25 protein-coding genes are annotated in these 23,657 nt (G+C 75.0%); 5 read left to right on the top strand and 20 right to left on the bottom strand.

Annotated features, from left to right (window positions below; genetic code table 11):
• Positions 1–85 precede the first annotated feature (85 nt).
• Positions 86–1,561: an aminopeptidase P family protein gene (locus ACFC1F_RS19935; RefSeq protein ID WP_307853331.1), complete on the top strand. Its 1,476-nt coding sequence runs from the start codon at positions 86–88 to the stop codon at positions 1,559–1,561.
• Between the two features lie 91 nt (positions 1,562–1,652).
• Here the strand turns inward: ACFC1F_RS19935 and ACFC1F_RS19930 are convergent, their stop codons facing one another.
• The 3 genes from ACFC1F_RS19930 to ACFC1F_RS19920 all read right to left on the bottom strand — a co-directional run bounded on the left by ACFC1F_RS19930 (position 1,653) and on the right by ACFC1F_RS19920 (position 4,852).
• Positions 1,653–2,699, bottom strand: coding sequence for a nitronate monooxygenase (locus tag ACFC1F_RS19930; protein WP_376159949.1), 1,047 nt, complete (start codon positions 2,697–2,699; stop codon positions 1,653–1,655).
• Positions 2,700–2,823: 124 nt separating this feature from the next.
• Positions 2,824–3,474: a response regulator transcription factor gene (locus ACFC1F_RS19925; RefSeq protein ID WP_148647669.1), complete on the bottom strand. Its 651-nt coding sequence runs from the start codon at positions 3,472–3,474 to the stop codon at positions 2,824–2,826.
• A gap of 157 nt (positions 3,475–3,631) precedes the next feature.
• Entirely contained in the window at positions 3,632–4,852 is a 1,221-nt protein-coding gene (locus ACFC1F_RS19920) for a sensor histidine kinase (RefSeq protein ID WP_376159946.1), read from the bottom strand.
• A 165-nt stretch (positions 4,853–5,017) separates the two neighbouring features.
• Between ACFC1F_RS19920 and ACFC1F_RS19915 the strand changes: the two genes are divergently transcribed.
• Complete coding sequence (locus tag ACFC1F_RS19915) at positions 5,018–6,094, top strand: ABC transporter permease (RefSeq protein WP_376159944.1); 1,077 nt, start codon at positions 5,018–5,020, stop codon at positions 6,092–6,094.
• Positions 6,091–6,771: an ABC transporter ATP-binding protein gene (locus ACFC1F_RS19910; RefSeq protein ID WP_209415174.1), complete on the top strand. Its 681-nt coding sequence runs from the start codon at positions 6,091–6,093 to the stop codon at positions 6,769–6,771. The genes ACFC1F_RS19915 and ACFC1F_RS19910 overlap by 4 nt, the downstream gene beginning before the upstream one ends.
• Before the next feature lies 1 nt (position 6,772).
• Here ACFC1F_RS19910 and ACFC1F_RS19905 read toward each other — a convergent pair whose 3' ends face one another.
• The 3 genes from ACFC1F_RS19905 to ACFC1F_RS19895 form a co-directional block, all read right to left on the bottom strand.
• Positions 6,773–7,369 (bottom strand): Uma2 family endonuclease, encoded by a 597-nt coding sequence (locus ACFC1F_RS19905; RefSeq protein ID WP_376159942.1) that lies wholly within the window; start codon positions 7,367–7,369, stop codon positions 6,773–6,775.
• A gap of 118 nt (positions 7,370–7,487) precedes the next feature.
• A complete protein-coding gene (locus ACFC1F_RS19900; RefSeq protein ID WP_376159940.1) occupies positions 7,488–8,198 on the bottom strand; it encodes a GntR family transcriptional regulator in 711 nt (236 codons plus the stop codon).
• Between the two features lie 272 nt (positions 8,199–8,470).
• Positions 8,471–9,355 (bottom strand): NAD(P)-dependent oxidoreductase, encoded by an 885-nt coding sequence (locus ACFC1F_RS19895; protein ID WP_376159938.1) that lies wholly within the window; start codon positions 9,353–9,355, stop codon positions 8,471–8,473.
• Between the two features lie 99 nt (positions 9,356–9,454).
• Here ACFC1F_RS19895 and ACFC1F_RS19890 point away from each other — a divergent pair, with 99 nt between their 5' ends.
• Both ACFC1F_RS19890 and ACFC1F_RS19885 read left to right on the top strand, forming a co-directional pair.
• Positions 9,455–10,033 carry a TetR/AcrR family transcriptional regulator gene (locus tag ACFC1F_RS19890; protein WP_376159936.1) on the top strand — a complete coding sequence of 193 codons (579 nt, stop codon included), beginning with the start codon at positions 9,455–9,457 and terminating at the stop codon, positions 10,031–10,033.
• A gap of 206 nt (positions 10,034–10,239) precedes the next feature.
• Positions 10,240–10,572: a hypothetical protein gene (locus ACFC1F_RS19885; RefSeq protein ID WP_209415169.1), complete on the top strand. Its 333-nt coding sequence runs from the start codon at positions 10,240–10,242 to the stop codon at positions 10,570–10,572.
• A 7-nt stretch (positions 10,573–10,579) separates the two neighbouring features.
• On the opposite strand, the gene ACFC1F_RS19880 is transcribed toward ACFC1F_RS19885, so the two are convergent.
• The 14 genes from ACFC1F_RS19880 to ACFC1F_RS19815 form a co-directional block, all read right to left on the bottom strand.
• On the bottom strand, positions 10,580–11,449 hold the full coding sequence (locus ACFC1F_RS19880; protein WP_376159985.1) for an ornithine cyclodeaminase family protein: 870 nt from the start codon (positions 11,447–11,449) through the stop codon (positions 10,580–10,582).
• A gap of 179 nt (positions 11,450–11,628) precedes the next feature.
• Positions 11,629–12,657: a proline racemase family protein gene (locus ACFC1F_RS19875; protein ID WP_376159934.1), complete on the bottom strand. Its 1,029-nt coding sequence runs from the start codon at positions 12,655–12,657 to the stop codon at positions 11,629–11,631.
• Positions 12,657–14,021: an aldehyde dehydrogenase family protein gene (locus tag ACFC1F_RS19870; RefSeq protein ID WP_376159932.1), complete on the bottom strand. Its 1,365-nt coding sequence runs from the start codon at positions 14,019–14,021 to the stop codon at positions 12,657–12,659. The genes ACFC1F_RS19875 and ACFC1F_RS19870 overlap by 1 nt, the downstream gene beginning before the upstream one ends.
• Positions 14,022–14,066: 45 nt before the next feature.
• On the bottom strand, positions 14,067–15,071 hold the full coding sequence (locus tag ACFC1F_RS19865) for a proline racemase family protein (protein WP_148647680.1): 1,005 nt from the start codon (positions 15,069–15,071) through the stop codon (positions 14,067–14,069).
• Between the two features lie 82 nt (positions 15,072–15,153).
• On the bottom strand, positions 15,154–16,017 hold the full coding sequence (locus ACFC1F_RS19860; protein WP_376159983.1) for a dihydrodipicolinate synthase family protein: 864 nt from the start codon (positions 16,015–16,017) through the stop codon (positions 15,154–15,156).
• A gap of 123 nt (positions 16,018–16,140) precedes the next feature.
• On the bottom strand, positions 16,141–17,652 hold the full coding sequence (locus ACFC1F_RS19855; protein WP_376159930.1) for an NAD(P)/FAD-dependent oxidoreductase: 1,512 nt from the start codon (positions 17,650–17,652) through the stop codon (positions 16,141–16,143).
• Positions 17,633–17,947 carry a (2Fe-2S)-binding protein gene (locus tag ACFC1F_RS19850; RefSeq protein ID WP_148647683.1) on the bottom strand — a complete coding sequence of 105 codons (315 nt, stop codon included), beginning with the start codon at positions 17,945–17,947 and terminating at the stop codon, positions 17,633–17,635. Before ACFC1F_RS19850 ends, ACFC1F_RS19855 begins: the two co-directional genes overlap by 20 nt.
• A 119-nt stretch (positions 17,948–18,066) precedes the next feature.
• A complete protein-coding gene (locus tag ACFC1F_RS19845; RefSeq protein ID WP_376159928.1) occupies positions 18,067–19,236 on the bottom strand; it encodes an NAD(P)/FAD-dependent oxidoreductase in 1,170 nt (389 codons plus the stop codon).
• A 140-nt stretch (positions 19,237–19,376) separates the two neighbouring features.
• Positions 19,377–20,267 carry a twin-arginine translocase subunit TatC gene (tatC, locus tag ACFC1F_RS19840; RefSeq protein WP_376159981.1) on the bottom strand — a complete coding sequence of 297 codons (891 nt, stop codon included), beginning with the start codon at positions 20,265–20,267 and terminating at the stop codon, positions 19,377–19,379.
• Between the two features lie 142 nt (positions 20,268–20,409).
• Positions 20,410–20,715 carry a Sec-independent protein translocase subunit TatA gene (gene tatA / locus ACFC1F_RS19835; RefSeq protein WP_376159926.1) on the bottom strand — a complete coding sequence of 102 codons (306 nt, stop codon included), beginning with the start codon at positions 20,713–20,715 and terminating at the stop codon, positions 20,410–20,412.
• A 242-nt stretch (positions 20,716–20,957) separates the two neighbouring features.
• The gene (locus ACFC1F_RS19830; RefSeq protein ID WP_153882874.1) at positions 20,958–21,134 is read right to left on the bottom strand and encodes a hypothetical protein; all 177 of its coding nucleotides are present in this window, start codon (positions 21,132–21,134) and stop codon (positions 20,958–20,960) included.
• A gap of 84 nt (positions 21,135–21,218) precedes the next feature.
• On the bottom strand, positions 21,219–21,425 hold the full coding sequence (locus tag ACFC1F_RS19825) for a hypothetical protein (RefSeq protein WP_245205594.1): 207 nt from the start codon (positions 21,423–21,425) through the stop codon (positions 21,219–21,221).
• A gap of 27 nt (positions 21,426–21,452) precedes the next feature.
• Positions 21,453–22,409: a YafY family protein gene (locus ACFC1F_RS19820; RefSeq protein ID WP_209415162.1), complete on the bottom strand. Its 957-nt coding sequence runs from the start codon at positions 22,407–22,409 to the stop codon at positions 21,453–21,455.
• Positions 22,406–23,398, bottom strand: coding sequence for a YafY family protein (locus ACFC1F_RS19815; RefSeq protein ID WP_209415161.1), 993 nt, complete (start codon positions 23,396–23,398; stop codon positions 22,406–22,408). The genes ACFC1F_RS19820 and ACFC1F_RS19815 overlap by 4 nt, the downstream gene beginning before the upstream one ends.
• Positions 23,399–23,657: the final 259 nt, after the last annotated feature.

Here is a 23,657-nt window from a genome sequence, read left to right as displayed (position 1 = left end):
GTGAAATTGCACTGCACAAGAGGTGACGCATCCCGTTACCGAGCTGTGTCCGTGCGGACCTCCAGCCCCACTTAGGAGAATCACGGTGACCCTCCGTCAGACCGGCCTCAACACCGGCAGCCACGACCTCCCCGTCTCGCCCGCCCTCAACGCCTTCATGGGCACCTCCTGGGCCCCCACGCCCCTGCCCGCCGAGGACCGGGTCCCCGGGTACACCGTGCTGCCCGGACGCCGCAGCCGGCTCTCCGCGGCCTTCCCCGGCGAGCGCCTGATCGTCCCGGCCGGCCGGCTCAAGGTGCGCAGCAACGACGTCGACTACCGCTTCCGCCCGCACAGCGCCTACGCCTGGCTCACCGGCCTCACCGGCGAGGACCAGGTCGGCCACGTCCTGGTCCTCGAACCCTCGGGGCCCGAGGGCCACGAGCCCGTGCTCTACCTGCGCCCCCGCTCCCCGCGCGGCGGCGACCCGGTCCGCGGCGCCGAGTTCTTCCGCGACCGCCGCTACGGCGAGTTCTGGGTCGGCCGCCGCCCCGACCTCGACGAGGCCGCCCGGCTCACCGGCGTGCGCGTCGAGCACCTCGACGAGCTGGACAAGCTCCTCACCGGCCCGCAGCCGGCCACCCGCGTCCTCGCCGACGTCGACCCCGAGCTCGACGCCGCCACCGGCCGCCCCGGCTCCCCCGGGATCGCCCAGGCCGACGGCACCCTCGCCGCCGTCCTGTCCGAGCTGCGCCTGGTCAAGGACGCCTGGGAGGTCGAGCAGCTCCAGCTCTCCGTCGACCACACCGTGCTGGGCTTCGAGGACGTCGTCCGCGCCCTGCCCGCCGCGTTCCGCCACCACCGCGGCGAGCGCTGGATCGAGGGCGTCTTCAACCTGCGCGCCCGCGCCGAGGGCAACGGCATCGGCTACGAGACCATCGCCGCCAGCGGCGCCCACGCCTGCGTCCTGCACTGGATCCGCAACGACGGCGCCCTCGACCCGAACACCCTGCTGCTGCTCGACGCCGGCGTGGAGACCGACACCCTCTACACCGCCGACATCACCCGGACCCTCCCGCTGAACGGCACCTTCAGCCCGGTCCAGCGCCAGGCCTACGAGCTGGTCCTCGCCGCCCAGCAGGCCGGCATCGACACCCTGCGCCCCGGCGCCCGCTTCCGCGACTTCCACGCCGCCGCCGCCCGGGTCATCGCCGAGGGCCTGGCCGACTGGGGCATCCTGCCGGTCTCCGCCGAGGAGGCCCTCGCCGACGACAGCGGCCTCTACCGCCGCTACACGCTCTGCGGCACCGGCCACATGCTCGGCCTCGACGTCCACGACTGCGCCAAGGCCCGCGCCGAGACCTACCTCGACGGCGTCCTCGAAGAGGGCCACGTCCTCACCGTCGAGCCCGGCCTCTACCTCCAGCCCGACGACGAGACCCTCCCCCTCGAACTCCGCGGCCTCGGCATCCGCATCGAGGACGACCTCGTCATCACCGCCGACGGCGCCCGCCTGATGTCCGGCGCCCTCCCCCGCACCGTCCCGGCCATCGAGTCCTGGATGGCGGAGCTCCTCGGCTGAGGCTCACGCCGCGGGGGCCGGGCGACCAGGGTCACCCGGCCCCCGCGGCGGCGCCACGTCCCGGCGCGGACCCGCCACCACCGCGCCGCGCTCAGCGACAGGCCTGCTCCCACAGCTCCTTGACGATCTCCGCGGCCGGCCCGCCGCGGGCCGCGCGGTGGCCGGTGCCCGCCCACAGGTGCATCGCCGACGTGTCCGCCCGCGCGGCCGCCGCAGCGCGCAGCGGCTGGGTGAGGTGGTGCACCTCGGGGTAGGCGGCCGGCGCGTACGGACCGAACCGCTCGATGAACGCGTTGCGCAGACCGCGCGCCGGACGGCCGGTGAAGGCCCGGGTCACCACCGTGCCGGGGAGTTCGGCCAGGGCCGCCCGGTGCGCCGCCGACGCGCCGGACTCGTCGGCCCGCAGCAGCGCCGTCCCCAGCTGGACCGCCACCGCACCGGCCCGCAGCGCGGCCGCGATCCCCGCACCGTCGGCCAGGCCGCCCGCCGCGACGAGCGGCAGCGCCGTCACCGCCCTTACCGCGGCCAGCAGTTCGAGCAGCGGAACGTCCCCCGGCCGGTCCGCGACCCGGTGGGTGGCCCGGTGTCCGCCCGCCTCCGGGCCCTGGACGCAGAGCGCGTCCATCCCGCCCGCCTCGGCGCACCGCGCCTCCTCGGGCGTGGTGACCGTGCCGACCTGGTAGGTGCCGGCCGCCCGCAGGGCCCGCGCCTCCTCGGGCGAGGGCAGGCCGAAGGTGTACGACACCACCGGGACGGGCACCGGCCGGGCCAGCAGCGCGGCGATCTTGGCGTCCCAGTCGTCGCGGTCCGGCGCGATCGCCACGGGCAGCCGGACGCCCCGGCGGTCGGCCTCCGGGAGCAGGCGCTCCCGGTACGCGGCGACGGCCAGCGGGTCACCGGGCCCGGCGGGGACGAAGAGGTTCACGCCGAACGGACGGTCCGTCAGCCCGGCCGTCCGCTCGATCTGTTCGGCCATCGCACCGGCGCTCCGGTACCCGGCGGCGAGCATGCCGAGCCCGCCGGCCGCGTTGACCGCGGCCACCAGCTCCGGCGTGGACGCCCCGCCCGCCATGGGCGCGGCGATGACGGGGACGGCGAGCTCGCCGGGGCTGACGGCGGCCGTACGGGGTGCCTCCACGCGGGTCCTCCACTCCACGGAACGGTTCGGACCCGTCCAACCCTACGCCCGGCCCAGCGCCGCACGGCGCCCCGCCGGCGCCGCCTCCCCCGCCGTCCCCCTGGCCGTCACCCCTCCCCGGCCGTCACACCCCCCGCCGGATGAGCCCCCGCCCGCGCGCCTCCCGTACCGCCGCCGTGCGGGAGTCGACGCCCAGCTTGGTGTAGATGTGGACCAGGTGCGACTTCACCGTCGCCTGGCTCAGGTGCAGCCGCTGGCTGATCTGCTGGTTGGTCAGCCCGTCCGCGACCAGGCCCAGCACCTCGGTCTCCCGCGCGCTGAGGGCGGCCGACGGCGTCCGCATCCGTTCCAGCAGCCGGTCGGCCACCGTGGCGGCCAGCGCCGTGCGCCCGGCCGCCGCCGAGCGGACCGCCCGGGCGAGCTCCTCGGGCGGCGCGTCCTTGAGCAGGTAGCCGGTGGCGCCGGCCTCCAGCGCCGGGAGGGTGTCGGCGTCGGTGTCGTAGGTGGTGACGACGAGCACCCGCGGAGCCCCGGCCCCGCGGGCGGTGATCGCCGCGGTGGCCTGGGCGCCGTTCATCGCCGAGCCCGGCCCGAACTGGAGGTCCATCAGCACCACGTCGACCTCCACCTCCGCCGCCAGCTGGACGGCCCGTTCGGCGGTGGCGGCCTCGGCGACGATGGCGAAGTCCGGTTCGCTCTCCAGCACGGCCCGCAGGCCGGCCCGGACCACCGGGTGGTCGTCGGCGAGCAGCAGTCGGATCACCTGATCACTCACGAAGGCTCCTCGGTCCCGTAGATCGGCAGGGTCGGACAGGTCGAACGGGTCGGACGGGTCGGACGGGTCGAACGGGCCCCGCAGACCGCGCGGGCCGCCCGGGATCCACGGGCCGCGCCGACTGCACGCGCCGCAGCGACCGGGCAGGCCGCGCGGCTCATGCCGGGTCCTCGTGCGCGGCGGCGGGCACCGGCAGCAGCACGGCGAGCGCCGTCCCCTCCCCCGGCGCGGACTCCACGGTGAACGTACCGCCGAGCGCCCGTGCCCTGGCCCGCATCGACGGCAGGCCGAAGCCGCCGTCCCCGCCGGCGCCGCCCGCCCCCGCGGCGACCGCCGCGGGGTCGAACCCGGTCCCGTCGTCGAACACGTCCAGCGCCACCTCGCCCTCCATGTAGCTGAGCGTCACCTCGGCGTGCGAGGCCTCGGCGTGCCGCACCGCGTTGCCGAGCGCGGACTGCGCGATCCGCAGCAGCGCGACCTCCTGCGGCACCGGCAGCTGCACCCGGTCCCCCGAGACGTGCAGGCGGACGGGCAGGCCGCTGTGCGCCGTGGTGGTGGCGCAGAGCCGCTCCAGGGCGACCGGCAGCGAGCTGCCCTCCAGGTCGGCCGGGGCGAGCGCGCGGACGAAGCGCCGGGCCTCGGCGAGGTTGTCCTGGGCGGCCTGCCGGGCCTGCTCGACGTAGTCGGCGGCGGCCTCGGTCCGCTCGGGCAGCGCCCGCTGGGCGGCACGCAGCAGCAGCTGGATGCTGGAGAGGCTCTGCGCGAGGGTGTCGTGGATCTCCCGGGCGAGCCGTTCGCGCTCGGCGAGCACACCGGCCGCGTGGTGGGCGGCGGCGGCGTCGGCGCGGGCGGCGGTCAGCTCGTCGATGAGCCGGCGCCGCTCCTCGCTCTCCCGGTAGAGCGCCTGGTAGCCGAGGACGGTGGCGGTGGCGACGGCCGCGCCGAGCGCGGGCCCGATGGCGGCGGCCAGGCTGAACGCGTGCTGGTGCCAGGACCAGGCCGTGATCGCCGCGGCCGCCGTGAGTGCGACCGCCACGAGCCCGCCCCGGCGGCCGAGCAGGTGCAGCTCCAGGAAGTACAGCGGGAAGGCCAGCCAGACCCCGTCCTGGGTGGCGACCAGCACGCCCACCCAGGTGACGCCGAGCAGCGCGAGCCAGAGCGCGCTGGCCCGCCGGGACCGCCGGACGGCCCCGACCAGCGGCCCGGCCGTGTAGACGGCGGCCATCGCAGTGGCGGCCGCGGTGACGGCCGCCGGGTCGCCGTCGCGGCCCGCCAGGGCCCGGGCGACGGCGAGCGCCAGCAGGCCCGCCACCAACAGGTGCAGGCAGACCTGGAGCACGCGGGCGACGGGGGTGGTGCGAAGTCGTTCGGTCGCCATCCGTCCAGCCTAGGATCCGCGCCGCCGTCCGGGCATCAATCAAAAGGTTGAACTCCGCTTCTTCCCTTTGATGCCAGGGATCCAATCCCCCGGGCGATGCCCGCCGACCCCCTCCTCCGCGACCGTGGTCAGTGTTGCCGGAGCAGTCGAGTAGAGAGGCCGGACGTGTTTGTCGCCTGGAGGGACCTGGGGTTCGCCAAGGGGCGGTTCGCCCTGATGGGAACCGTCATCGTGCTGATCACCGTGCTGGTCGGCCTGCTCTCGGGCCTGACGGCCGGGCTGGGCCGGCAGAACATCTCGGCGATCACCGGCCTGCCCGCCGACCGGCTGGTCTTCTCGAAACCGGCCGACGGCCAGCAGCTCTCCTTCACCGACTCCCAGGTCACACCGGAGCAGTGGCAGGGCTGGGCGCAGCAGCCGGGCGTCACGTCCGCGCAGCCGCTCGGCATCACCACCACCAAGGCCGCCGCCGGACAGCGCACCGCCGCGCTCTCGGCCTTCGGCGTGCCGGACGGCTCCGGGCTCGCCCCGCAGGGCTCCCTGGTCGCCCCCGGCCGGGCCGTGCTCTCCGAGACCGCCGCCGAGGACCTCGGCGGCCTGCGCCCCGGCGCTGCCTTCACCCTGGCGGGCCACCCGCTCCAGGTGGCCGCGGTGTCGGGTGACGCCTCCTACAGCCACACCCCGGTCGTCTGGACCAGCCTCACCGACTGGCAGCAGTTCGCGCCGGGCGGCGCCGGGCACGCCACCGTGATCGCCCTGACCACGACCTCCGGCGCCGACCCTGCCGCCGGTGACGCCCGCTTCGGCACCGAGACCAGGAGCCGCGACGACGCGCTCGCCGCCATCGGCTCCTACACCTCCGAGAACGGCTCGCTCCAGCTGATGCGCGGCTTCCTGTTCGCCATCTCGGCGCTGGTCATCGGTGCCTTCTTCACCGTCTGGACGATCCAGCGCAGCGGCGACGTCGCCGTCCTGAAGGCGCTCGGCGCCTCGACCCGCTACCTGCTGAGGGACGCGCTCGGCCAGGCCGTGCTGCTGCTGGTGCTCGGCACGGCCGTCGGCACCGCCGTCGCGGCCGGCGCGGGGGCGCTGATCGGCTCCGCGGTCCCGTTCGTCCTGGACGCCCCGACCGTCCTCCTTCCGGCCGCCGTGATGATCGCGCTCGGCGCGGTCGGCGCCGCCCTGTCCATCCGCCGGATCACCTCCGTCGACCCGCTGACCGCCCTGGGGAGCGCCCGATGACCCTCGCACTCGACCGCATCACGCTCACCTACCCGGACGGCGACGGCCGGCTGACCGCCCTGGACGAGGTGTCGCTCACCGTCCCCAAGGGCTCGATCACCGCGGTGGTGGGCCCGTCCGGCTCCGGCAAGTCCAGCCTGCTGGCGGTCGCCGCGACCCTGATCGCCCCGGACACCGGCCGGGTCGTGGTGGACGGCGTCGAGACCACCGGCCTGAACCGCGCCGAGCTCACCGCCCTGCGCCGGCACCGGATCGGCATCGTCTTCCAGCAGGCCAACCTGCTGCCCTCGCTCACCGCGGCCGAGCAGCTCCAGGTGATGGCCCACCTCGACGGCCGCTCCCCGCGCGCCGCCCTCCCCCGGGCCCTCGAACTCCTGGACGCCGTGGGCCTGCGCGACCAGGCCGGCCGCCGCCCGCACCAGCTCTCCGGCGGTCAGCGCCAGCGCGTCAACATCGCCCGCGCGCTGATGAACGACCCGACCGTCCTGCTGATCGACGAGCCGACCAGCGCCCTCGACCACGACCGCGGCGCCGCCGTGATCGACCTCATCACCGACCTCACCCACCGCCGCGCCACGGCCACGGTGCTGGTCACCCACGACCGCACCCACCTCACCGCGGTCGACCAGGTCGCCGAGGTCCAGGACGGCAGGCTGACCGTCCCGGCGGCGGCCTGAGCTACTTCTTCGCCGCGAGCACGTCGTCCACCGCGAGCGTCACGGACGCCCCGATCGACTCGGGCAGCGTGAAGCTCTGCCCGGGGTGGTGGACGGCGTGCACGCGGTACTCGCCGTCCTGCGGCTCGGTCAGCACCATGACACGCTGATTGGTCCGGTCCACGATCACGTAGACGGGGACCCCGGCGGAGGCGTAGGCGGCGGGCTTCTTCTTGAGGTCGTCGCTGTGGTTGGAGGAGGTCACCTCCAGCACGAGACGGAAGACCGCGGGGTCGTAGCAGTTGTACTCGATCAGGTGGTCATCGCTGTCCGCATCGAGAACGGCCAGGTCAGGGACGGCATAATCCGATGGCCCGTCAGGCAGCCAGATGCCGATGTTCTGGAAGACCTCCGTCTCACCGTCATCGAGGCCGGCCTCGAAGAGGGCGCGCATGAGCCTGGTCAGCGAGCGGCCGTGTCGCGTGTTCGGCGGCGGCGTTGCGGTGATCTGGCTCCCGATGATCTCGACACGGTGGCCGGGGAGCTGGTTGGAGATCAGCTCGGCGGCTTCGAGCAGCGTCGGCTGCTCCATGGGCTCTTCCACTGCTGCGGCGGACACGGAATTCCTCCTGGCTGCCGATGTCGAGAGCATCATCGTAGAGCCGGGCCACGTTGTAGAGCCGGGCCACGTTCGGGCGCCCGATCGTCCGCATTCACCCGAACGGGCGGTTTGGCTCCTACCGGACCCGCAGCTTCAGGGCCGGACGGGGCTCCTCCGGCTCGGCCTGGCCCTCGGCCCAGAGCGAGCGGACGTGGCCGAGGTGGCGGGTCATGCAGGCCTCGGCGGCCGCCGCGTCGCCGGAGATCATGAGGTCGAGCAGCTCCAGGTGCTCCTCCGCGGAGGTGACCAGCTCGCCGCGCTCGTCGAGGCGGTTGAGGCCGTAGAGGCGGGAGCGCTTGCGCAGGTCGCCGACGACCTCGACCAGGTGGGCGTTGCCGGCGAGGCCGAGCAGGTCCAGGTGGAACTGGCGGTCGGCCTCCAGGTAGCCGATCAGGTCGTGCTTGCGGGCGGCGGCGACGATGGCCTCGGCCTGCGGGCGCAGCGCCTCCAGCTGTTCGGCGGTGGCGGTGCCGGTCACCCGCCCGATGGTGGGGATCTCGATCAGGGCGCGGATCTCGGTGTACTCGTCGAGGTCGCGCTCGTTGAGCTCGGTGACGCGGAAGCCCTTGTTGCGGACGGCCTCGACCAGGCCCTCGCGAGCGAGGTCGAGCATCGCCTCGCGGACGGGGGTGGCGGAGACGCCGAAGTCGGCGGCGAGGGCGGGCGCGGAGTAGACCACGCCCGGGCGCAGCTCACCGGAGATCAGGGCGGCGCGCAGCGCGTGGGCGACCTGGTCGCGCAGCCGCTCCTGGACGGAGATCAGGGTGCGGGGTTTCAGGTCGGACATGGTGTTCCTCCGGTGGTTGCAGAACACCAGCGTACAATGTCACGTTACGTTGAGTGTGCAACATTTCGTGATTCGGGTGATCCGTCGCCGGACCACGGCCGCGGCGGGGACCGGCCGTGACCGGGACCATCGTCGCAGCGGCCGCCGGCCGTGACAACGGCCGGCGGCCCGCCACCCCGGCAACAGACAGCCACAACTCCCAGTAATTGGTGCAAAACGTGGTAACCAACGGAGCCCCCATGCCGGCGGCCCGCTCCGCCGCAACGATCCCGCTACACGTCCCTGAACTGGCTGATCACACTGGTCACACTGGACGCCCCGTGCCCGGCGGCCACCCCGCGCCGGAAGACGTCGGCCACCAGCGCCGGCAGCGCGTCGTCCACCCCGGAGGCCGCCGCCGTGTGCCGGACGTGCTCCACACTGGCGAGGCCCATGGCGAGCCGGTCCACGTCGCCCGCATGGTGGCCGGCTGCGATCCGGGGCGCGTAGAACGCGAGGAAGCCGGGCATGGAGGCGGCCGTCGAGGCGGCGTGGGGCAGGAACTCGTCGGCCGGGATGCCGTTGGCCTCGGCGACCGCGGTGGCGTGCAGGTAGCCGGCCATCGAGGTCCAGAAGAGGTCCATCTGGAGCTGGTAGTACAGCTGGGCCAGCCCGGGGTCGTCGCCGCGGTAGTCGGCGCCGGTCATGACCTCCAGGGTGGCCCGGTGCCGCCTGAACAGCCCGACCGGCCCGCTGTAGAAGGTGGACGCCCCCTCCTTGCCGATGCCCGAGGGCGGCACCTGCACCCCTCCCGTGAGGTGGCCGGCGCCGAGCGCGGCGAGTCGGCGGGCGGCCTCACGGGCCCGCTCCGGGGTGTCCGAGCTGAGGTTGACGACCACCTTCCCGGCGAGCACGCCCTCGGCGGCGGCGAGGACGGCGAAGACCGCGTCGTAGTCGGTCAGGCTGAGCACCACCAGCTCGTTGGCGGCGACGGCGGCCTCGGCACTGGGTGCGAGGACGGCGCCACGGGCGACCAGGCCGGCGGCCCGGGCGGCGGTCCGGTTCCAGACCGTGACGGCGTGACCGGCGTCCAGGTAGGCGCCGGCCATCGCCTGCCCCATCGGGCCGAGGCCGATCACGGTGACGGGCTTCCTGGACTCCTGCTGCGGGACGGACATGGGACTCCCCCTCCACTAGAACGATCGCTCTATCCAGGGGCGAAGCTAGCACGGATCTGGAACGAACGCTCTATTCAGAACGTCGGCTAGACTCACGCCGTGAAGACGACGACCACCGGCACCCGCGAGCGGATCGTCCGCGCCACCTCCCGGTTGCTGCAGCGCCAGGGGTACGAGGGCACCGGGATCAAGCAGATCTCGCGCGAGGCGGAGGCCACCCTCGGCTCCGTCTACCACTTCTTCCCGGGCGGGAAGCAGGAGTTGGCCGCAGCGGCGATCCGCCACGGCGACCTGGAGTTCGCGGGCATGCTGCGCGAAGGGCTGGGATCGTCGGAGGACCCGGCCGAGGCGGTCACCGCCTGCACCCGGCTGCTCGCCGTGGCCCTGCGCGAATCCGGCTGGCAGGACGGCTGCCCGATCACCAGTACCGCACTGGAGACGGTCGGCCGCGCCCCGGTGATCGAGCAGGCCGTCGTCGAGGCCTTCGCCAACTGGCGCGCCGTCGTCGAGGAGAAGCTGCTCGCGGCCGGTCTCGGCGCCGACGACTCGCGTGAACTGGCCGCCACCGTCATCAGCGCCCTGGAGGGCGCCGAGCTCGCCGCCCAGGTCGCCCGTAGCGAGGAGCCGCTGCACGTCACCGGCAAGCACCTGGCCCGGCTGATCGGCACCTACCGGTAGGACGCGCGGCGCCGGACCGGACGACGGGGCGCAGCGACAACGGCCCGCAACGCCCGGCACGCCGCAGCGACAACGGACCGGACCGGACGACGGGCCGGGAAAACGGAAAAGCGGCCGGCGCGGCAGGGGATCCCTTCCCCGCCACGCCGGCCGCAGCTTGCGGTCCACCCACTCACGACGCCCGACCAGAGCCCGGGGAAACGGACTTGGGAATCGAACTCGCCCTCTACGACCGCCGCCCGCCCGGACACCGGAAGCGGCCCGCCGTCGAGCTGCACCTCTCACTCGGCCACGGCGACGCGCTGGCGGCCGCCCTCGCCGCCCACGCCCACCCCACCGGCCACCGCCTCGGCCGGGTCGACCCCTACGGCGACACCCTGTTCAACGAGCAGGACGCCGCCGCCGCACTGGCCGAGACGGCCGCCCTGCTGGACCGGTGCACCACCGAGGCCCAGCGGGCGGCCGTCCGCGACCTCGCCGAGGTGCTCGCCACGTGTGCCGGCACCCCCGGCAGTTGGCTCTGCTTCCTCGGCGACTGAGTGTCCCTCAGCAGTCGCGCCGGTGCATCTGCGCCGCGACCGCAAGGTCCTCCCATGCCATGCCGACGCTCTTGAAGAACCGCGGCCGGTCACCCGGCACCGGCACCTCGCCGCGCACCAGCTCGGCCAGGTTCCAGAGCGCGTCCGCGTTGGTGACACCCGCCATCAGCAGGTCCCCGGCCTCCCGCAGCGCGACGGCCCGCGCCTCGACGTAGAGCTCCGCCCGGCCGACCAGGGTCGCGTCCACCTCGCGGGCCTGCGGCTCGTGCGAGCCGACCGCCGCCACGACGGCGTGGTCCGGCACCAGCGCGCCGTCGAACAGCGGGGTGCGCGCGGTGGTGCAGCAGACCACCAGGTCGGCCCCGGCCACCGCGTCCGGCGTCCCCACCCCGGCCGACAGCCCGAGCCGGCGCGCGTACGCGGCCAGCGCCTCGGCGGGCGCCGTGCTTCGGGCCACCACCGTGACCCGGGTCAGCGGCCGGACGGCGAGCAGTGCGTCCAGGTGCCCGTACGCCTGCGGCCCGGCGCCGAACAGCACCAGGTGCTCGGCGTCCGGCGCGGCCAGCCGGCGCAGCGCGACGGCGGTGACGGCGGGCGTGCGGAGTGCGGTGAGCGCGGCGCCGTCCATGAGGGCGACGGGCTGCAGCGTCGGACCGTCCAGCAGCAGGTAGCTGCCGGTGATCCGGGGCAGGCCGATCCCGGGGTTGGCGGGGGCCACCCCGGCGATCTTCACCCCGACGTACTCGGCGGAGGCCGCGGGCATCAGCAGCAGCTCCCCGGCCGGCACCGGCACCGCCGAGCGGGCGGGTGCGGCCTCGGGGTCCAGCCCCTCCAGCAGCACGCGCTCGATCGCGTCGGCCGCCTCCACCGGGGTCAGCCCGGCGGCGTCCGGGCCGGCGCCCGGCGCGGCGTGCTGGAGCGGCTCAGCAGCCGCGCCGGGCAGCGTGAGGGCGGGCGCTCCCGCGGCGCCGGCCAGGCCGCCGGCCCGGTCGCCGGTCAGGCCTCCGGTCAGGTCACCGGTCGAGCCGCCGGTCAGGTCACGGGCCAGGCCGCCGGTCACAGCAGGAACCCCGTTCCCAGCTCGTCGCCGGCCTCCAGCACGAAGGTGTGCTCGCCGGTCCGGTGGGCGGTGCCGGTGACCTCCGTGACCACGCCCCCGTCGAACGGGTCGCCGCCCGGGAGCACCCGGCCGCCGAACACCGTCCCGACCAGCGACTCGTGCCGCAGCTCCTCGCCCGGGGCCAGCCGGCCCTCGGCGGCGAGGACGGCGAGCCGGGCCGAGGTCCCGGAGCCGCACGGCGAGCGGTCGATCTGGCCGTCCGCGAAGACGGTGACGTTGCGCTGGCTCAGCCCCCCGTCCACGGTGGGCAGTTCGTCGTACAGGATGACGCCGTAGACGCCCGAGAGCAGCGGGTCCACGGGGTGCTCGACGGCCGGCGAGCCGGCCAGGGCGGCCCTGATCTCCCGCCCGGCGGCGGTGAGTTCGGCCAGCTGGGCGGGTTCGACGGCCAGGCCGAGGGCGGCGGCCGGGACCGAGACGTAGCAGGCGCCCGCGTGCGCGACCGACACCTCCACCAGGCCCCGCGGGGTGTCCACGGCGAGCTTGAGCGCGGTGACGACGGTCGGCACGTTGCGGAAGGTCACCCCGGTGGTCCGGCCGCCCCGGCGGTGGACCAGGGCGGTGACCCGCCCGGAGGGGACGTCGATCCGCACCCGGGCCACCCCGTCGTCCGGCGCCGCGACCAGCCCGGAGTCCACCGCCCAGGCGCCGAGCGCGATGGTGCCGTGGCCGCAGGCGGTCGAGTAGCCGTCCTTGTGCCAGAAGAGCACGCCGAGGTGCGCCTCGTCGTCGTCCGGCGGCACCAGGAAGCCGCCGTACATCCCGGCGTGGCCGCGCGGCTCACGGGTGAGCAGCTGCCGCACCTCGTCGAGGGCGCTCGGCCGGGGCGCGGTGGCGGTGCCGCCGGCGCCGAGCGCGATGGCCCGGCGCTCGGCGACGCTGTCACCGGGGATGCCCGGCACACCGTCGAGGACGATCCGGAACGGCTCCCCGGCCGTGTGGTAGTCCACGGTCCGGACGTGCATCACGCACCACCGGCCGGCAGCAGGGTGACGGTGCGGCCCTGGGTGTAGAAGTCCAGGGCGGCCTGGCCCTGCTCCCGGGCGCCGTGGCTGGCGCCCTTGGCGCCGCCGAACGGCAGGTGGAAGTCGACGCCGCTGGACGGCGCGTTGACCCGGATCATGCCGGCGTCGAGCCGGTCGGCCACGGCGAGCGCGACGTCCAGGCTGCGGGTGTGCACCGAGGCGGACAGCGTGTAGGGGGTGTCGTTGGCGAGCGCGATCGCCTCGTCCAGGTCGGCCGCGGCGTGGAGCACGGCGATCGGGCCGAAGAACTCCTCGCGCCGCAGCGGGTGGTCGTCCGGCACCTCGGCGACCAGGGTCGGGTCGAGGTACCAGCCGGTCCGGTCCGGCACGCCGCCGCCGGCCAGCACCTCGGCGCCGGCCTCCCGGGCCGAGGCGACGGCCGCGGTGATCTCGTCCCTGGTGGCGGAGCTGATGACCGGCCCGCAGGCCGAGTCGTCGACCTTCGCGAGGGCCTTGACCAGCGCCTCGCTCAGCGGCTCGTAGGCCTCGCCGACGGCGATCACCCGGCTGGTGGCGGTGCACTTCTGCCCGGCGTAGCCGGCGATCGCGGAGGCCAGGTGGGCGGCGGCCTGGTCCATGTCGGCGTCCGGGAGGACCAGCGCCGCGTTCAGCCCGCCGAGCTCGGCCTGGACCGGGATGCCGCGCTCGGTGGCGGTGCGGACCACCTGGCGGCCGACCCCGGTGGAGCCGGTGAACGAGACCACGTCCGCGGCGCCGACCAGCTCCCCGCCCTCCGTGCCGCCGCCCGGCAGCACGGTGAACACGTCCTGCGGCAGCCCGGCCCCGGCCACCAGCTCGGCCAGCCGCAGCGCGCAGCCGATCGCCTCGGAGGAGGGCTTGAGCACCACGGAGTTGCCGACGGCCAGCGCCGGGGCGGCCTTCCACGTCGGGATCGCCAACGGGAAGTTCCAGGGCGTGATCAGCCCGGCCACCCCGTACGGGCGGCGGCGGGTGAGCAGCAGGCCCTCGCCGGCGGCCGTCTCGTGGACGGCGCCGGACGCCGCGAACGGCGCCTGCGCGTAGTAGCGCCAGATGGCGGCGGTACGGGCGACCTCGCCGCGCGCCTCGGCGAGCGGCTTGCCGACCTCGCGGACGACCAGCGCGGCCAGCTCCTCGGCGTGCGCCTCGACCGCCTCGGCGATCCGGGTGAGCGCCGCGGAGCGGGCGCCGGCACCGGCGGCGAGCCATCCGGGCTGCGCGGTCCGGGCGCGGACGACGGTCGCCCGGACGGCTTCGGCACCGGGCTTGGGGGCCTCGGCGACGAGGTCCGCGGGGTCGGCGGGGTTGTACGAACGGATCGTCACGGCAAGCAGTCCTTCGGGGGGGTGGTTCGGCGGGGAGCGGCGGGCTCAGAGCAGGAAGCCGGCCGGGAACGGGTCGCTCGGGTCGAGGAAGTACTGGGCGGTGCCGGTGATCCAGGCCCGCCCGGTCACGGTGGGGACGACGGCGGGCCGCCCGGCCACCTCGGTCTCCTCGACCAGGCGGCCGGTGAAGGTCGTCCCGATGAAGGAGTCGTTGCGGAAGTCCCGCCCCAGCGGAAGCTCGCCGCGCGCGTGCAGCTGGGCCATCCGCGCGGAGGTGCCGGTGCCGCACGGCGAGCGGTCGAACCAGCCGGGGTGGATGGCCATCGCGTGCCGGGAGTGCTCGGCGGTGGAGCCCGGGGCCAGCAGCTGGACGTGGTGGCAGCTGTGGATGGACGGGTTCTCCGGGTGCACCGGCCGGTCCGGGCCCGCGTTGATGGCGTCCATCAGGGCCAGCCCGGCGTCCAGGATCTCCTGCTTGCGCTCGCGCTCGAACGGCAGCCCGAACTCGGCGAGCGGCAGGATCGCGTAGAAGTTGCCGCCGTAGGCGAGGTCGTAGCCGACCGTGCCGTAACCGGGCACCTCGATCTTGCGGTCCAGCGCCACCGAGTACGAGGGCACGTTGCGGATGGTCACCGCCTTGGCGGCGCCGTCCTCGACGTGCACCTCGGCGATCACCAGCCCGGCGGGGGTGTCCAGCCGGACGGTGGTGACCGGCTCGACCACCGGCACCATGCCGGTCTCGACCAGCACGGTGGCCACGCCGATGGTGCCGTGGCCGCACATCGGCAGCAGCCCGGACACCTCGATGTAGAGCACGCCGAAGTCGGCGTCCGGCCGGGTCGGCGGCTGGAGGATCGCGCCGCTCATCGCGGCGTGGCCCCGGGGCTCGTACATCAGCAGGGTCCGGAACTGGTCCAGGTGCTGCTGGAAGTGGACCCGGCGCTCGGCCATGGTGGCGCCGGGGATGACGCCGAACCCGCCGGTGACGACCCGGGTGGGCATGCCCTCGGTGTGCGAGTCGACGGCGTGGAACACGTGGCGGCTGCGCATCTGGTTGCGGCTCCCGTCGGGTTGTGGTTCAGGGGCGGGCCGGCTGCCCCCGCAGCCGGCCGTACCCGGGGACTTCGTGCGACTACGCGAGGCCTTCGGCCAGCGCCTTCTCGGTGGCCGCGCGGACGGCCGCCTCGATCTCCGGGGTGAGCGGCTGGCGCGGCGCGCGGACCGGGCCGCCGGGACGGCCGGCGATGTCCATGGAGAGCTTGATCGCCTGCACGAACTCGGTCTTGGAGTCCCAGCGCAGCAGGGAGTGCAGCGCCTTGTAGAGCGGCAGCGCGGTCTCCAGCTCCTGGGCGACGGCGGCCTTGTAGAGCGCGACGCTGGCCTCCGGCAGCGCGTTCGGGTAGCCGGCGATCCAGCCGACGGCGCCGGCCAGGGCCAGCTCCAGCAGCACGTCGTCGGCGCCGATCAGCAGGTCCAGGCCCGGGGCCAGCTCGGCGATCTCGTACGCCCGGCGGACGTCGCCGCTGAACTCCTTGACGGCGACGATCGAGCCCTCGCCGTGGAGCTGCGCGAGCAGCGAGGGGACGAGGTCGACCTTGGTGTCGATCGGGTTGTTGTAGGCGACGATCGGCAGGCCGGCCTTGGCCACCTCGGCGTAGTGGGCGCGGACGGCGGCGTGGTCGGCGCGGTAGGCGTTCGGCGGCAGCAGCAGGACGGAGCCGGCGCCGGCCTCGGCGGCCTGCTCGGTCCAGCGGCGGGACTCGGCGCTGCCGTAGGCGGCGACGCCGGGCATGACGCGCGAGCCGTCGCCGGCGGCCTCGACGGCGACCTCGACGATCCGGGCGCGCTCTTCGGCGGTGAGGGTCTGGTACTCCCCCAGCGAGCCGTTGGGGACGACGCCGTCGCAGCCCGAGGCGATCAGCCAGCGGACGTGCTCGGCGTAGGCGTCGTAGTCGACGGAGAGGTCCGGGCGCAGCGGGATCGTGGTGGCGACCATGATGCCGCGCCAGGGCCGGGTGGTGTCGTGCTGGGTGTTGGACACGGTGACTCCTTGGTGAGGTGTGACATTTTATTAGATGGCGCGCGGTGGAGACAAGAGTCCCCGCCGTGCAGGTTCGGTTCAGTCGCGCGATTCGCCGGCGCCGGGCCGGCCGGCGCGCGGGCCCGCCGCGAGCTGCGAGAGCGGCACCGGACAGGAGAGCGGACGGCTGTCGGGCCGCGCCTCGCCCTCCCCCGGGCCCGAGCCCGACTCCGCATCCGAGCCCGGGCCCGCCGCCAGGCAGGCCACCGCCGGACCGCACATGCGGCCCTGGCACCAGCCCATCCCGGCACGGGTGAGCAGCTTCACGGTCCGCGCGTCGCCGGCGCCCAGCTCCTCCACCGCCTCGGTGATCCGGGCGGCCGGGACCTCCTCGCACCGGCAGACGTCGGTGTCCGGCCGCAGCCACTGCGACCACCCCGGGCCGGGCCGGTGCGCCGAGGCCATCAGCTCGGCGAAGGCCCGCAGGCGCGCGCGGCGGCGCAGCAGGGAGGTGGCGACGGGGACGCCGGCCACCGCGTGCGCGGCCAGCTCGCCCTCGGCGATCGCCAGGTCCGCGCCGCCGACACCGCAGGTCTCGCCGGCCGCCCAGAGCCCGGGGACGGTCGTCCGGAGCTGGGCGTCCACCGCGAGCGCGACCGCGCCGTCGGCGGTGGTCCTGGTCCCGGCGCCCAGCTCGGTGGCCAGCTCGATCTGCGGCAGCAGGCCGTGGCCGACGGCGAGCGCGTCGCAGTCGATCCGCCGTTCGCTGCCCGGCACCGGCCGCCAGTCGGCATCCAGCCGGGCCACCGTGACGGCGGTGACCCGGTCGGTGCCGTGCGCCTCGACGACGGCGCTGCGGGGGCGCAGCCGGACCCCGTGGCGCAGCAGCGCCGCACCGTGCCCGGCGCCTTCGACCAGCTTGGCCGGGACGGCGGCCAGCACGCCGGGGCGCCGGGCGTACCCGAGGTAGGCGGTGGCCTCGACCACCGAGGGCACCCGGGCTCCGGCGGTGACCAGCGAGGACGCCGCCGCGAGCAGCAGCGGGCCGCTGCCGGCCACCACGATCCGCTTGCCGGGCAGCACGAGGCCCGACTTGAGCATGGCCTGCGCGCCGCCGGCGGTGACCACCCCGGGCAGCGTCCAGCCGGGGAACGGCAGCTGCCGCTCGTACGCACCGGTGGCGAGCAGCACGGCGGCGGCCCGCACGGTGGCCCGGTCACCGGTCTCCGGCCCGAGGGTGGCGTGCACCGCCCAGGCGGTGTCGCCGCCGCTCTCCCGGGTCTCCTGCGCCGCGGCGCCGGGCCGCTCCAGCGCCCAGACGTGGTGGCCGGCCAGGTGGTCGACCCGGCCCACCCTCTGGTGCGCGGCGAGGCGGTCGGCCAGGCCGGTGTAGACGGACCAGCCGTGGTGCAGCCGGTCCGGCCGGGCGGCGCCGAGGCCGGGCGCGGGGTGGCGGTAGAACTGCCCGCCGGTGCGCGGGCCGGCGTCGACGAGGGCGCAGTGCAGCCCGAGGTCGGCGGCGGCGACCGCGGCGGCGAGCCCGGCCGGGCCGGCCCCGATCACCGCGAGGTCGTACGGCCGATTGAAGGAATCAGACGGCGAGGTCGGCACGGCCGTTGCCCTCCTGGGTGGTGACGGTGGTGCCGGGCTCGGCGGGGAGCAGGCAGGTGCGCTGGTTGGGCCGCCCGTCGACGGTGGCCAGGCAGTCGAAGCAGACGCCGATCCCGCAGAACGCCCCGCGCGGACGGCCGCCCACGCGGGTGGTGCGCCAGGCCAGGACGCCGTCGGCCCAGAGTGCGGCCGCGATCGTCTGCCCGGGCAGCGCGGGGACGGGCCGGCCGTCGAACTCGATGGTGTGGGCGGGCCCTGGTTCCGCCCCGACCAGGTCGGCGGGGGTTCGGCGCATGACTGGGGTTCTCCGTTCCGGTGGTGGGGCCGGTACGACCATCGGGCCGCACCGTGGCGTGCACGCACTTTGCAAAGCGTTTCCCGCGCTTTGCAAAGTGCTCGGGCACATGGCAGAGCTCAGGAGGAGCCGCCCGCGGGAAAGCGGTCGGCCCGGAACGGCGAGAGGTCCAGCTCCGGCCGCTTGCCGGTGAGCTGCTCGCTGATGAGCAGCCCGGTCGCCGGGGCGAGCCCGATACCGGCGCCCTCGTGGCCGCAGGCGTGGTAGAGCCCGGGCACCCGCGGGTCGGCACCGATCGCGGGCAGGTGGTCCGGCAGGTAGGGACGGAAGCCCCGGTAGGCGCGGAGCACGCTGACGTCGGCGAGCACCGGGAACAGCGCCGCCGCCTGCGCGGCGAGCCGCTGGAGCACCTCCACGGAGAGCGTCCGGTCGAAGCCGACCCGCTCCCGGCTGGCGCCGATCAGCACCGGCCCGCCCGGCGTGCCCTCGACCACCGCCGAGGTCTGGAGCGCGGCCGAGCCGCTGGCCACGTCCGCGACGTAGTCGGCGGCGTACACCTTGCGCCGCACGATCCTCGGCAGCGGCTCGGTGACCAGCACGAAGCCGCGCCGCGGCAGCACCGGCAGGTGCACCCCGGCCAGCGCGGCCAGCTCGCCGCCCCAGGTGCCGGCGGCGTTGACGACGGCGGGCGCCGCGAGCCGCCGCCGGTCGGTCACCACGCCGCGCACGGCGCCGTCCGGCCCGGCGGTCACCTCCCGCACGGCCTCGCCGGTGTACAGCACGGCACCGTGTCGGCGGGCGGCGCGCAGCAGGTGGGCGGCGGCCAGGGCGGGCTGGACCTGGGCGTCCTGCGGGTAGAGGAAGCCGCCGGCCAGCCCGTCGGCGAGGTGCGGTTCGAGCTCGCGCAGCCGCTCGCCGGGGATCTCCTCCGCGGTGACGCCGACCGCCGCCTGTCCGGCAGCGAAGGCACGCAGGGCGTCCTGCCGGGCGGGCGTGGAGGCGACCACGAGGCCGCCCTTGGGCTCGTACTCGACGGCCTCGCCGAGATCCTCGGCGAGGTCCTCCCAGAGCCGGGTGGAGAGCAGTGCGAGGTCGAGCTCGGGCCCGGGCTCCTTGTCGGAGACCAGGAGGTTGCCCTCGCCGGCACCGGTGGTGCCGCCGGCGACGGGGCCGCGGTCCACCACGGCTACGGCGAGCCCGGCGCGGGCCGCGTAGTAGGCGCAGGCGGCTCCGACGACGCCGGCGCCGACCACGACGACGTCCAGGGAAAGTCTTTGGGACTGGGACACGTCAGTAATATGTCACATGCCATCTAGCCCTGCCAAGACCACCCCGTCGAACGGCCGAAAACCGGCAAAAGCCCCGGCCCGCCGGTGAACGGCGGGCCGAGGCTTCCGGGGCGGTGCGCGTCAAGGCGCTGGTCACCGCATCACGTGATGTCGTCCATCTGCTCGTGCCGGGCGGCCGGCACCGGTGCGCTCGCCACCGGGGCGGCCGACGGCTCGACGGCCTCGGCCCCGCTCACCGGCTGCACCGAGAGGTCCAGCTGCGAGGCCTCCTCGTCGTCCAGCGCGAGGTCCGGGTTCCGCCGGGCCCGGCGCTTGTCGTTGACCAGCGCGATGCCGACGGCGATGAAGTACAGCGCCCAGATCGGCGCGGCCAGCACCAGCATGCTGACCGGGTCGGCACTCGGAGTCGCGAAGGCGGCGAACACGGTGATGGCCATCACCATGCCGCGCCACCAGCCGAGCAGCCGCTTGCCGGTGACCATCCCGACGAGGTTGAGCATCACCAGCAGCAGCGGGAACTCGAAGGCCAGACCGAAGACCAGCACCATCCGGGTGGCGATGTCGAAGTAGTCGTCGGGCGGCAGGATCGGGGTGGTCTCGTTCGGGCTGAACGAGATCAGGACCTCGACCGTGGTCGGCATCACCAGGAAGGCGCAGGCCACGCCGGCCAGGAACAGCGGGGCGCCGCAGGCCATGAAGATGACCGTGTACTTGCGCTCGTGCTTGTGCAGGCCGGGGGCGACGAAGGCCCAGACCTGGTAGAGCCAGACCGGCACCGCCGCGACCACGCCGGCCGTCAGCGCGACCTTCAGCATCCAGTTGAAACCGGCGGTGAGGCCGACGGTGGAGACCTGCGCGCACCGGCCGTGGAACTGGGCGGCGTTCGACTTGTCGCACTGCGGGATCGGCTTCAGCAGGAGCGTCTCGAGCTGCTTGTGGTAGATCAGTGCCACGATCGTGAACACCACGATCACCAGGACCGACTTGACCACGCGGTTCCGCAGTTCCCGCAGGTGGTCGGCGAGGGCCATCCGCCCCTCAGGATCCTTGGGCGCCTTAGACGCCTTGGAGAGCTTGCTCAACCCCGGTCCTCAACTCGTGCGTCGAGGCCCGCCGGTCGACGGGCCTCCATGGTCGCGTGCGTCACCCGTCGCCGGGTGCGGCGCGCACCGCTCAGCGCGGCGCGCCGTCCGTCCCCGTCTGCGCGGACTGCCCGGCGACCGGCCGGGCGGTGGCGGACGCCCCCGGCGCGGCCTGGATGGTCTTCGCCGCGCCCGCGTCGGTGGCGACGGCGGGTGCGGGTGCGGTCTGCGGCGACGGCTCTTCGGCCTCGCCGTCGGACTTCATCGCCTTGGCCTCACTCTTGAGGATCCGCATCGACTGGCCGAGCGAGCGTGCCAGATCGGGCAGTCGCTTGGCGCCGAAAAGCAGGATGGCAAAAACCACGATCACCAGGATCGCGGTCCCCGAGATCCGCATGCTCGACCACCTTCAGTCACGGCGGCACCGGTGGGCCGCCCGTTGCGGGGATGGTAACCGCTGCGGGTGACGCCCTGACGTCGGCCGCCCGAACAGGACAGCGGCTCCCGGTCGGACCGTGCAGAGGGAGCCAACTGAGAGCGTAACCCGCCCACACCTCCGCGCAGCAGCCCCCCGTACCCGCAACGGCCCGACGTGGTAGAGGACACCCGGGCCGCAGGACCGCGCCGGCCGGCGGCCGCTCAGCGGCCGGGCACCGCCGCCGCGAGGTCGCCGGCCGCCTCGGCCAGCGCGCGCGAGGCGGCGTCCACCCCCTTGGCGAGCGCCCGCACGTCCAGCCAGAGCCGGATCGCGAGGACGCCGAGCACCAGCAGGCCGGCGGTGACGAGCAGGACGGCGGCGACGAGCATCCAGGACATGGCCACCACCCTACCGACCGGGGCCCGGCCCCCGACGCGGGCGGTTCGCCCCGGTCCGGAAGGGGCCGCCCCGGTCCCGGGCGGTCAGCCCTCGGCCGTCACGAGCCGCATCGTCCGCACCCCGGCGCCCGTCAGAGCGGTGACGATCTTCTCCCCGGCCGCCTTGCGCACCGCGGCCCCGCACAGCGGGCAGCCGAAGCTGTAGTGCGCCTGCGCGGGAGTCCGGCCGAGGGTCAGGCGGAACTCCTCGGCCGGCAGCTCCACCTTCTCCCGGCACTCCGAGCAGTACACCTTGAATCTGGTACCGGGCTCCACGGCTCAGACCAGCCCCTCCCCGTAGGCGGCCAGCGCCTCCAGCGCCGCCGACCGCGCCTGCCCGGCGAGCTCCGGCGGCGAGACGATCCGGCCGTCCCGGCCGAGGCGCAGCGCCAACGGGCGCAGCTGGGACGGGTCGGCGCTGCGCAGGGTGATCCGCAGGCCGCCGTCGGGCAGCTCCTCGGCGTGGTCGTGGGTGTAGTACTCGGCGACCCAGCGCCCGCCGGAGGTGACCTCGACGACCACCTCGGGGTCGTCGGCGGACGGGTTGACCAGCCCGCCGGAGAGGTCGCGCGGCTCGCGACGGGGCGGGTCCGAGGGGGTGTCCAGGACCTTGATCTCGGCGACCCGGTCGAGCCGGAACATCCGGTGGTCCTCGGAGGTCCGGCACCAGGCCTCGAGGTAGGTGTGGCCCTCGGTGAGCAGCCGGATCGGGTCGACCTCGCGCTCGGTCATGCCGCCGCGGCCGTGCGAGTAGTAGCGCAGCCAGACCCGCCGGCCCTCGCTGAGGGCGCGGTCGATGTCGGCGAAGACGTGGCTCTCGGCCTCGAAGGTGACGCCGACCCGGGCGCTGCCCTCGGCGCTGTCCCCGGCGGCGTTCTCGATCTTGGCGACGGCGCGGGTGAGCGCCTCGCGGTCACCGGCCCGCAGGCCGGGCAGGCCGGCCACCGCGCGGGCGGCGACCAGCAGCGCGGTCGCCTCGTCGGCGGCGAGGCGCAGCGGCTGGGCGACGTCGTCGACGTTGTGCCACCAGATCCGCTCGCCGTCGGTGTCGATGTCGAGCAGGTCGCCGCCGCGGAAGCTGGTGCCGCACATCGGCAGCACGTTGAGGTCGCCGATCAGCTCGCGCTCGGTGATGCCGAAGGCGCGGGCGACCTCGGCGACCTCGGCGCCGGGGCGCTCGCGCAGGTAGGTGACCAGCGAGAGCATCCGCCGGGTCTGGTCGATCGCGTTGCTCATGCCCGCACTCCCTCGATTCCGTCCACAACGCCGGTCCCGGCGACCGCGCGCAGCCGCTCGATCACGTCCGTGCGCAGCTCGTCCGGGCCGAGCACCACCACGTCGGGCCCGAACTCGGCGAGGTCGGCGCCGAGCCCGTTGCCGTACGGGATCTCCAGCTCGTCCCAGGTGTCGTCGGCCCGCCGGGTGCTCAGTGCCTTGGTGCGCAGCGGGAAGCCGGCCCCGCGGCGGACCCGGACGACGGCGGTCGCGGTGGCGCCCTCGCCGGCGAACTTGGCGACGGTGGCGCGGACGTCGACGTGCTCGGGGACGGTGCCGAGGAAGGCCCCGGAGCGGGCGCGGACCTTGCCGGTGATCCGGCTGAGCCGGAAGACGCGGGCGTCGCCGCGGTCACGGTCCCAGCCGGCCAGGTACCAGTGGCCGCGCCAGCACTCCAGCGCCCAGGGTTCGACGGTGCGCTGCTCGACGGCGGCGGCGCCGGCCTTGCGGTACTCGAAGGTGACGGGGCGGCGGTCGCGGGCGGCGGTGAGCAGCGGTTCGAAGGCGCTCTCGCGGGCGGGGATGCGCGGTTCGAGGGCGGTGCGGCCCTCGGTCTCGCTGAACGGGACGCCGGCGGCGCGCAGCTTCTGCAGGGCGCCGCTGGCCGCGCCGGACATCTTGGCCTGCTGCCAGACGCGGGCGGCGAGGGTGAGCGCGGCGGCCTCCTCGGCGTCGAGGGCGATCTCCGGCAGGCGGTTGCGGTCGGCGCGGGCGAGGTAGCCGAGTTCGCCGTCGAGGGCGTTCTCGTCGACGTCGATGACCAGGCCGAGTTCGCGCAGGTCGTCCTTGTCGCGCTCGAACATCCGGTTGAAGGCGTCCTCGCTGCTGTTCTGCCAGGCTTCGCGGTAGGCCTCGATGGACTCCCGCAGCTCCTTCTTGGAGAGCGGACGTCTGGTGTTCATCAGGCACAGGGCGAGATTCATCAGCCGCTCTGCCTTGGCGATCGCCATCGCTGACCCTTCCGGTGTGCCGCGCCGCGCGCGGGGTGCGCCCGCCGGGTGGTCGTCGACCCGGCGGGACCGACCGTACCGGTAGCGGTACGCAGTGCAAAAGCCGAGTCCTCAAACGCGTGGGGCCGCACCCCCGCGCGGGGGGTGCGGCCCTCGGTAACCACCCGGCCGCAGCGCTGTGGGGCCCGGGCGGGGCCGTGCGCCGGCCGGGCGCGGCCCCCGGAGGCGGGGCGGCGGGCACACACAATACAGGTAGACC

The organism is Kitasatospora sp. NPDC056181 (assembly GCF_042266225.1).
Lineage (GTDB): Bacteria > Actinomycetota > Actinomycetes > Streptomycetales > Streptomycetaceae > Kitasatospora.
The sequence above is the reverse complement of the archived record's forward strand: the minus strand, read 5'-3'. Positions and strand labels throughout refer to the sequence as shown.

What these genes read in the sequence shown, in the direction of transcription:
- ACFC1F_RS19815 (WP_209415161.1), bottom strand. Translation starts at nt 23,398, where the DNA reads ATGGCGATCGCCAAGGCAGAGCGGCTGATGAATCTCGCCCTGTGCCTG.
- ACFC1F_RS19875 (WP_376159934.1), bottom strand. Translation starts at nt 12,657, where the DNA reads ATGCACGTCCGGACCGTGGACTACCACACGGCCGGGGAGCCGTTCCGG.
- ACFC1F_RS19850 (WP_148647683.1), bottom strand. Translation starts at nt 17,947, where the DNA reads ATGCGCCGAACCCCCGCCGACCTGGTCGGGGCGGAACCAGGGCCCGCC.
- ACFC1F_RS19920 (WP_376159946.1), bottom strand. Translation starts at nt 4,852, where the DNA reads ATGGCGACCGAACGACTTCGCACCACCCCCGTCGCCCGCGTGCTCCAG.
- ACFC1F_RS19900 (WP_376159940.1), bottom strand. Translation starts at nt 8,198, where the DNA reads ATGTCCGACCTGAAACCCCGCACCCTGATCTCCGTCCAGGAGCGGCTG.
- ACFC1F_RS19860 (WP_376159983.1), bottom strand. Translation starts at nt 16,017, where the DNA reads ATGGTCGCCACCACGATCCCGCTGCGCCCGGACCTCTCCGTCGACTAC.
- tatA (WP_376159926.1), bottom strand. Translation starts at nt 20,715, where the DNA reads ATGCGGATCTCGGGGACCGCGATCCTGGTGATCGTGGTTTTTGCCATC.
- ACFC1F_RS19910 (WP_209415174.1), top strand. Translation starts at nt 6,091, where the DNA reads ATGACCCTCGCACTCGACCGCATCACGCTCACCTACCCGGACGGCGAC.
- ACFC1F_RS19865 (WP_148647680.1), bottom strand. Translation starts at nt 15,071, where the DNA reads ATGCGCAGCCGCCACGTGTTCCACGCCGTCGACTCGCACACCGAGGGC.
- tatC (WP_376159981.1), bottom strand. Translation starts at nt 20,267, where the DNA reads ATGGCCCTCGCCGACCACCTGCGGGAACTGCGGAACCGCGTGGTCAAG.
- ACFC1F_RS19895 (WP_376159938.1), bottom strand. Translation starts at nt 9,355, where the DNA reads ATGTCCGTCCCGCAGCAGGAGTCCAGGAAGCCCGTCACCGTGATCGGC.
- ACFC1F_RS19820 (WP_209415162.1), bottom strand. Translation starts at nt 22,409, where the DNA reads ATGAGCAACGCGATCGACCAGACCCGGCGGATGCTCTCGCTGGTCACC.
- ACFC1F_RS19830 (WP_153882874.1), bottom strand. Translation starts at nt 21,134, where the DNA reads ATGTCCTGGATGCTCGTCGCCGCCGTCCTGCTCGTCACCGCCGGCCTG.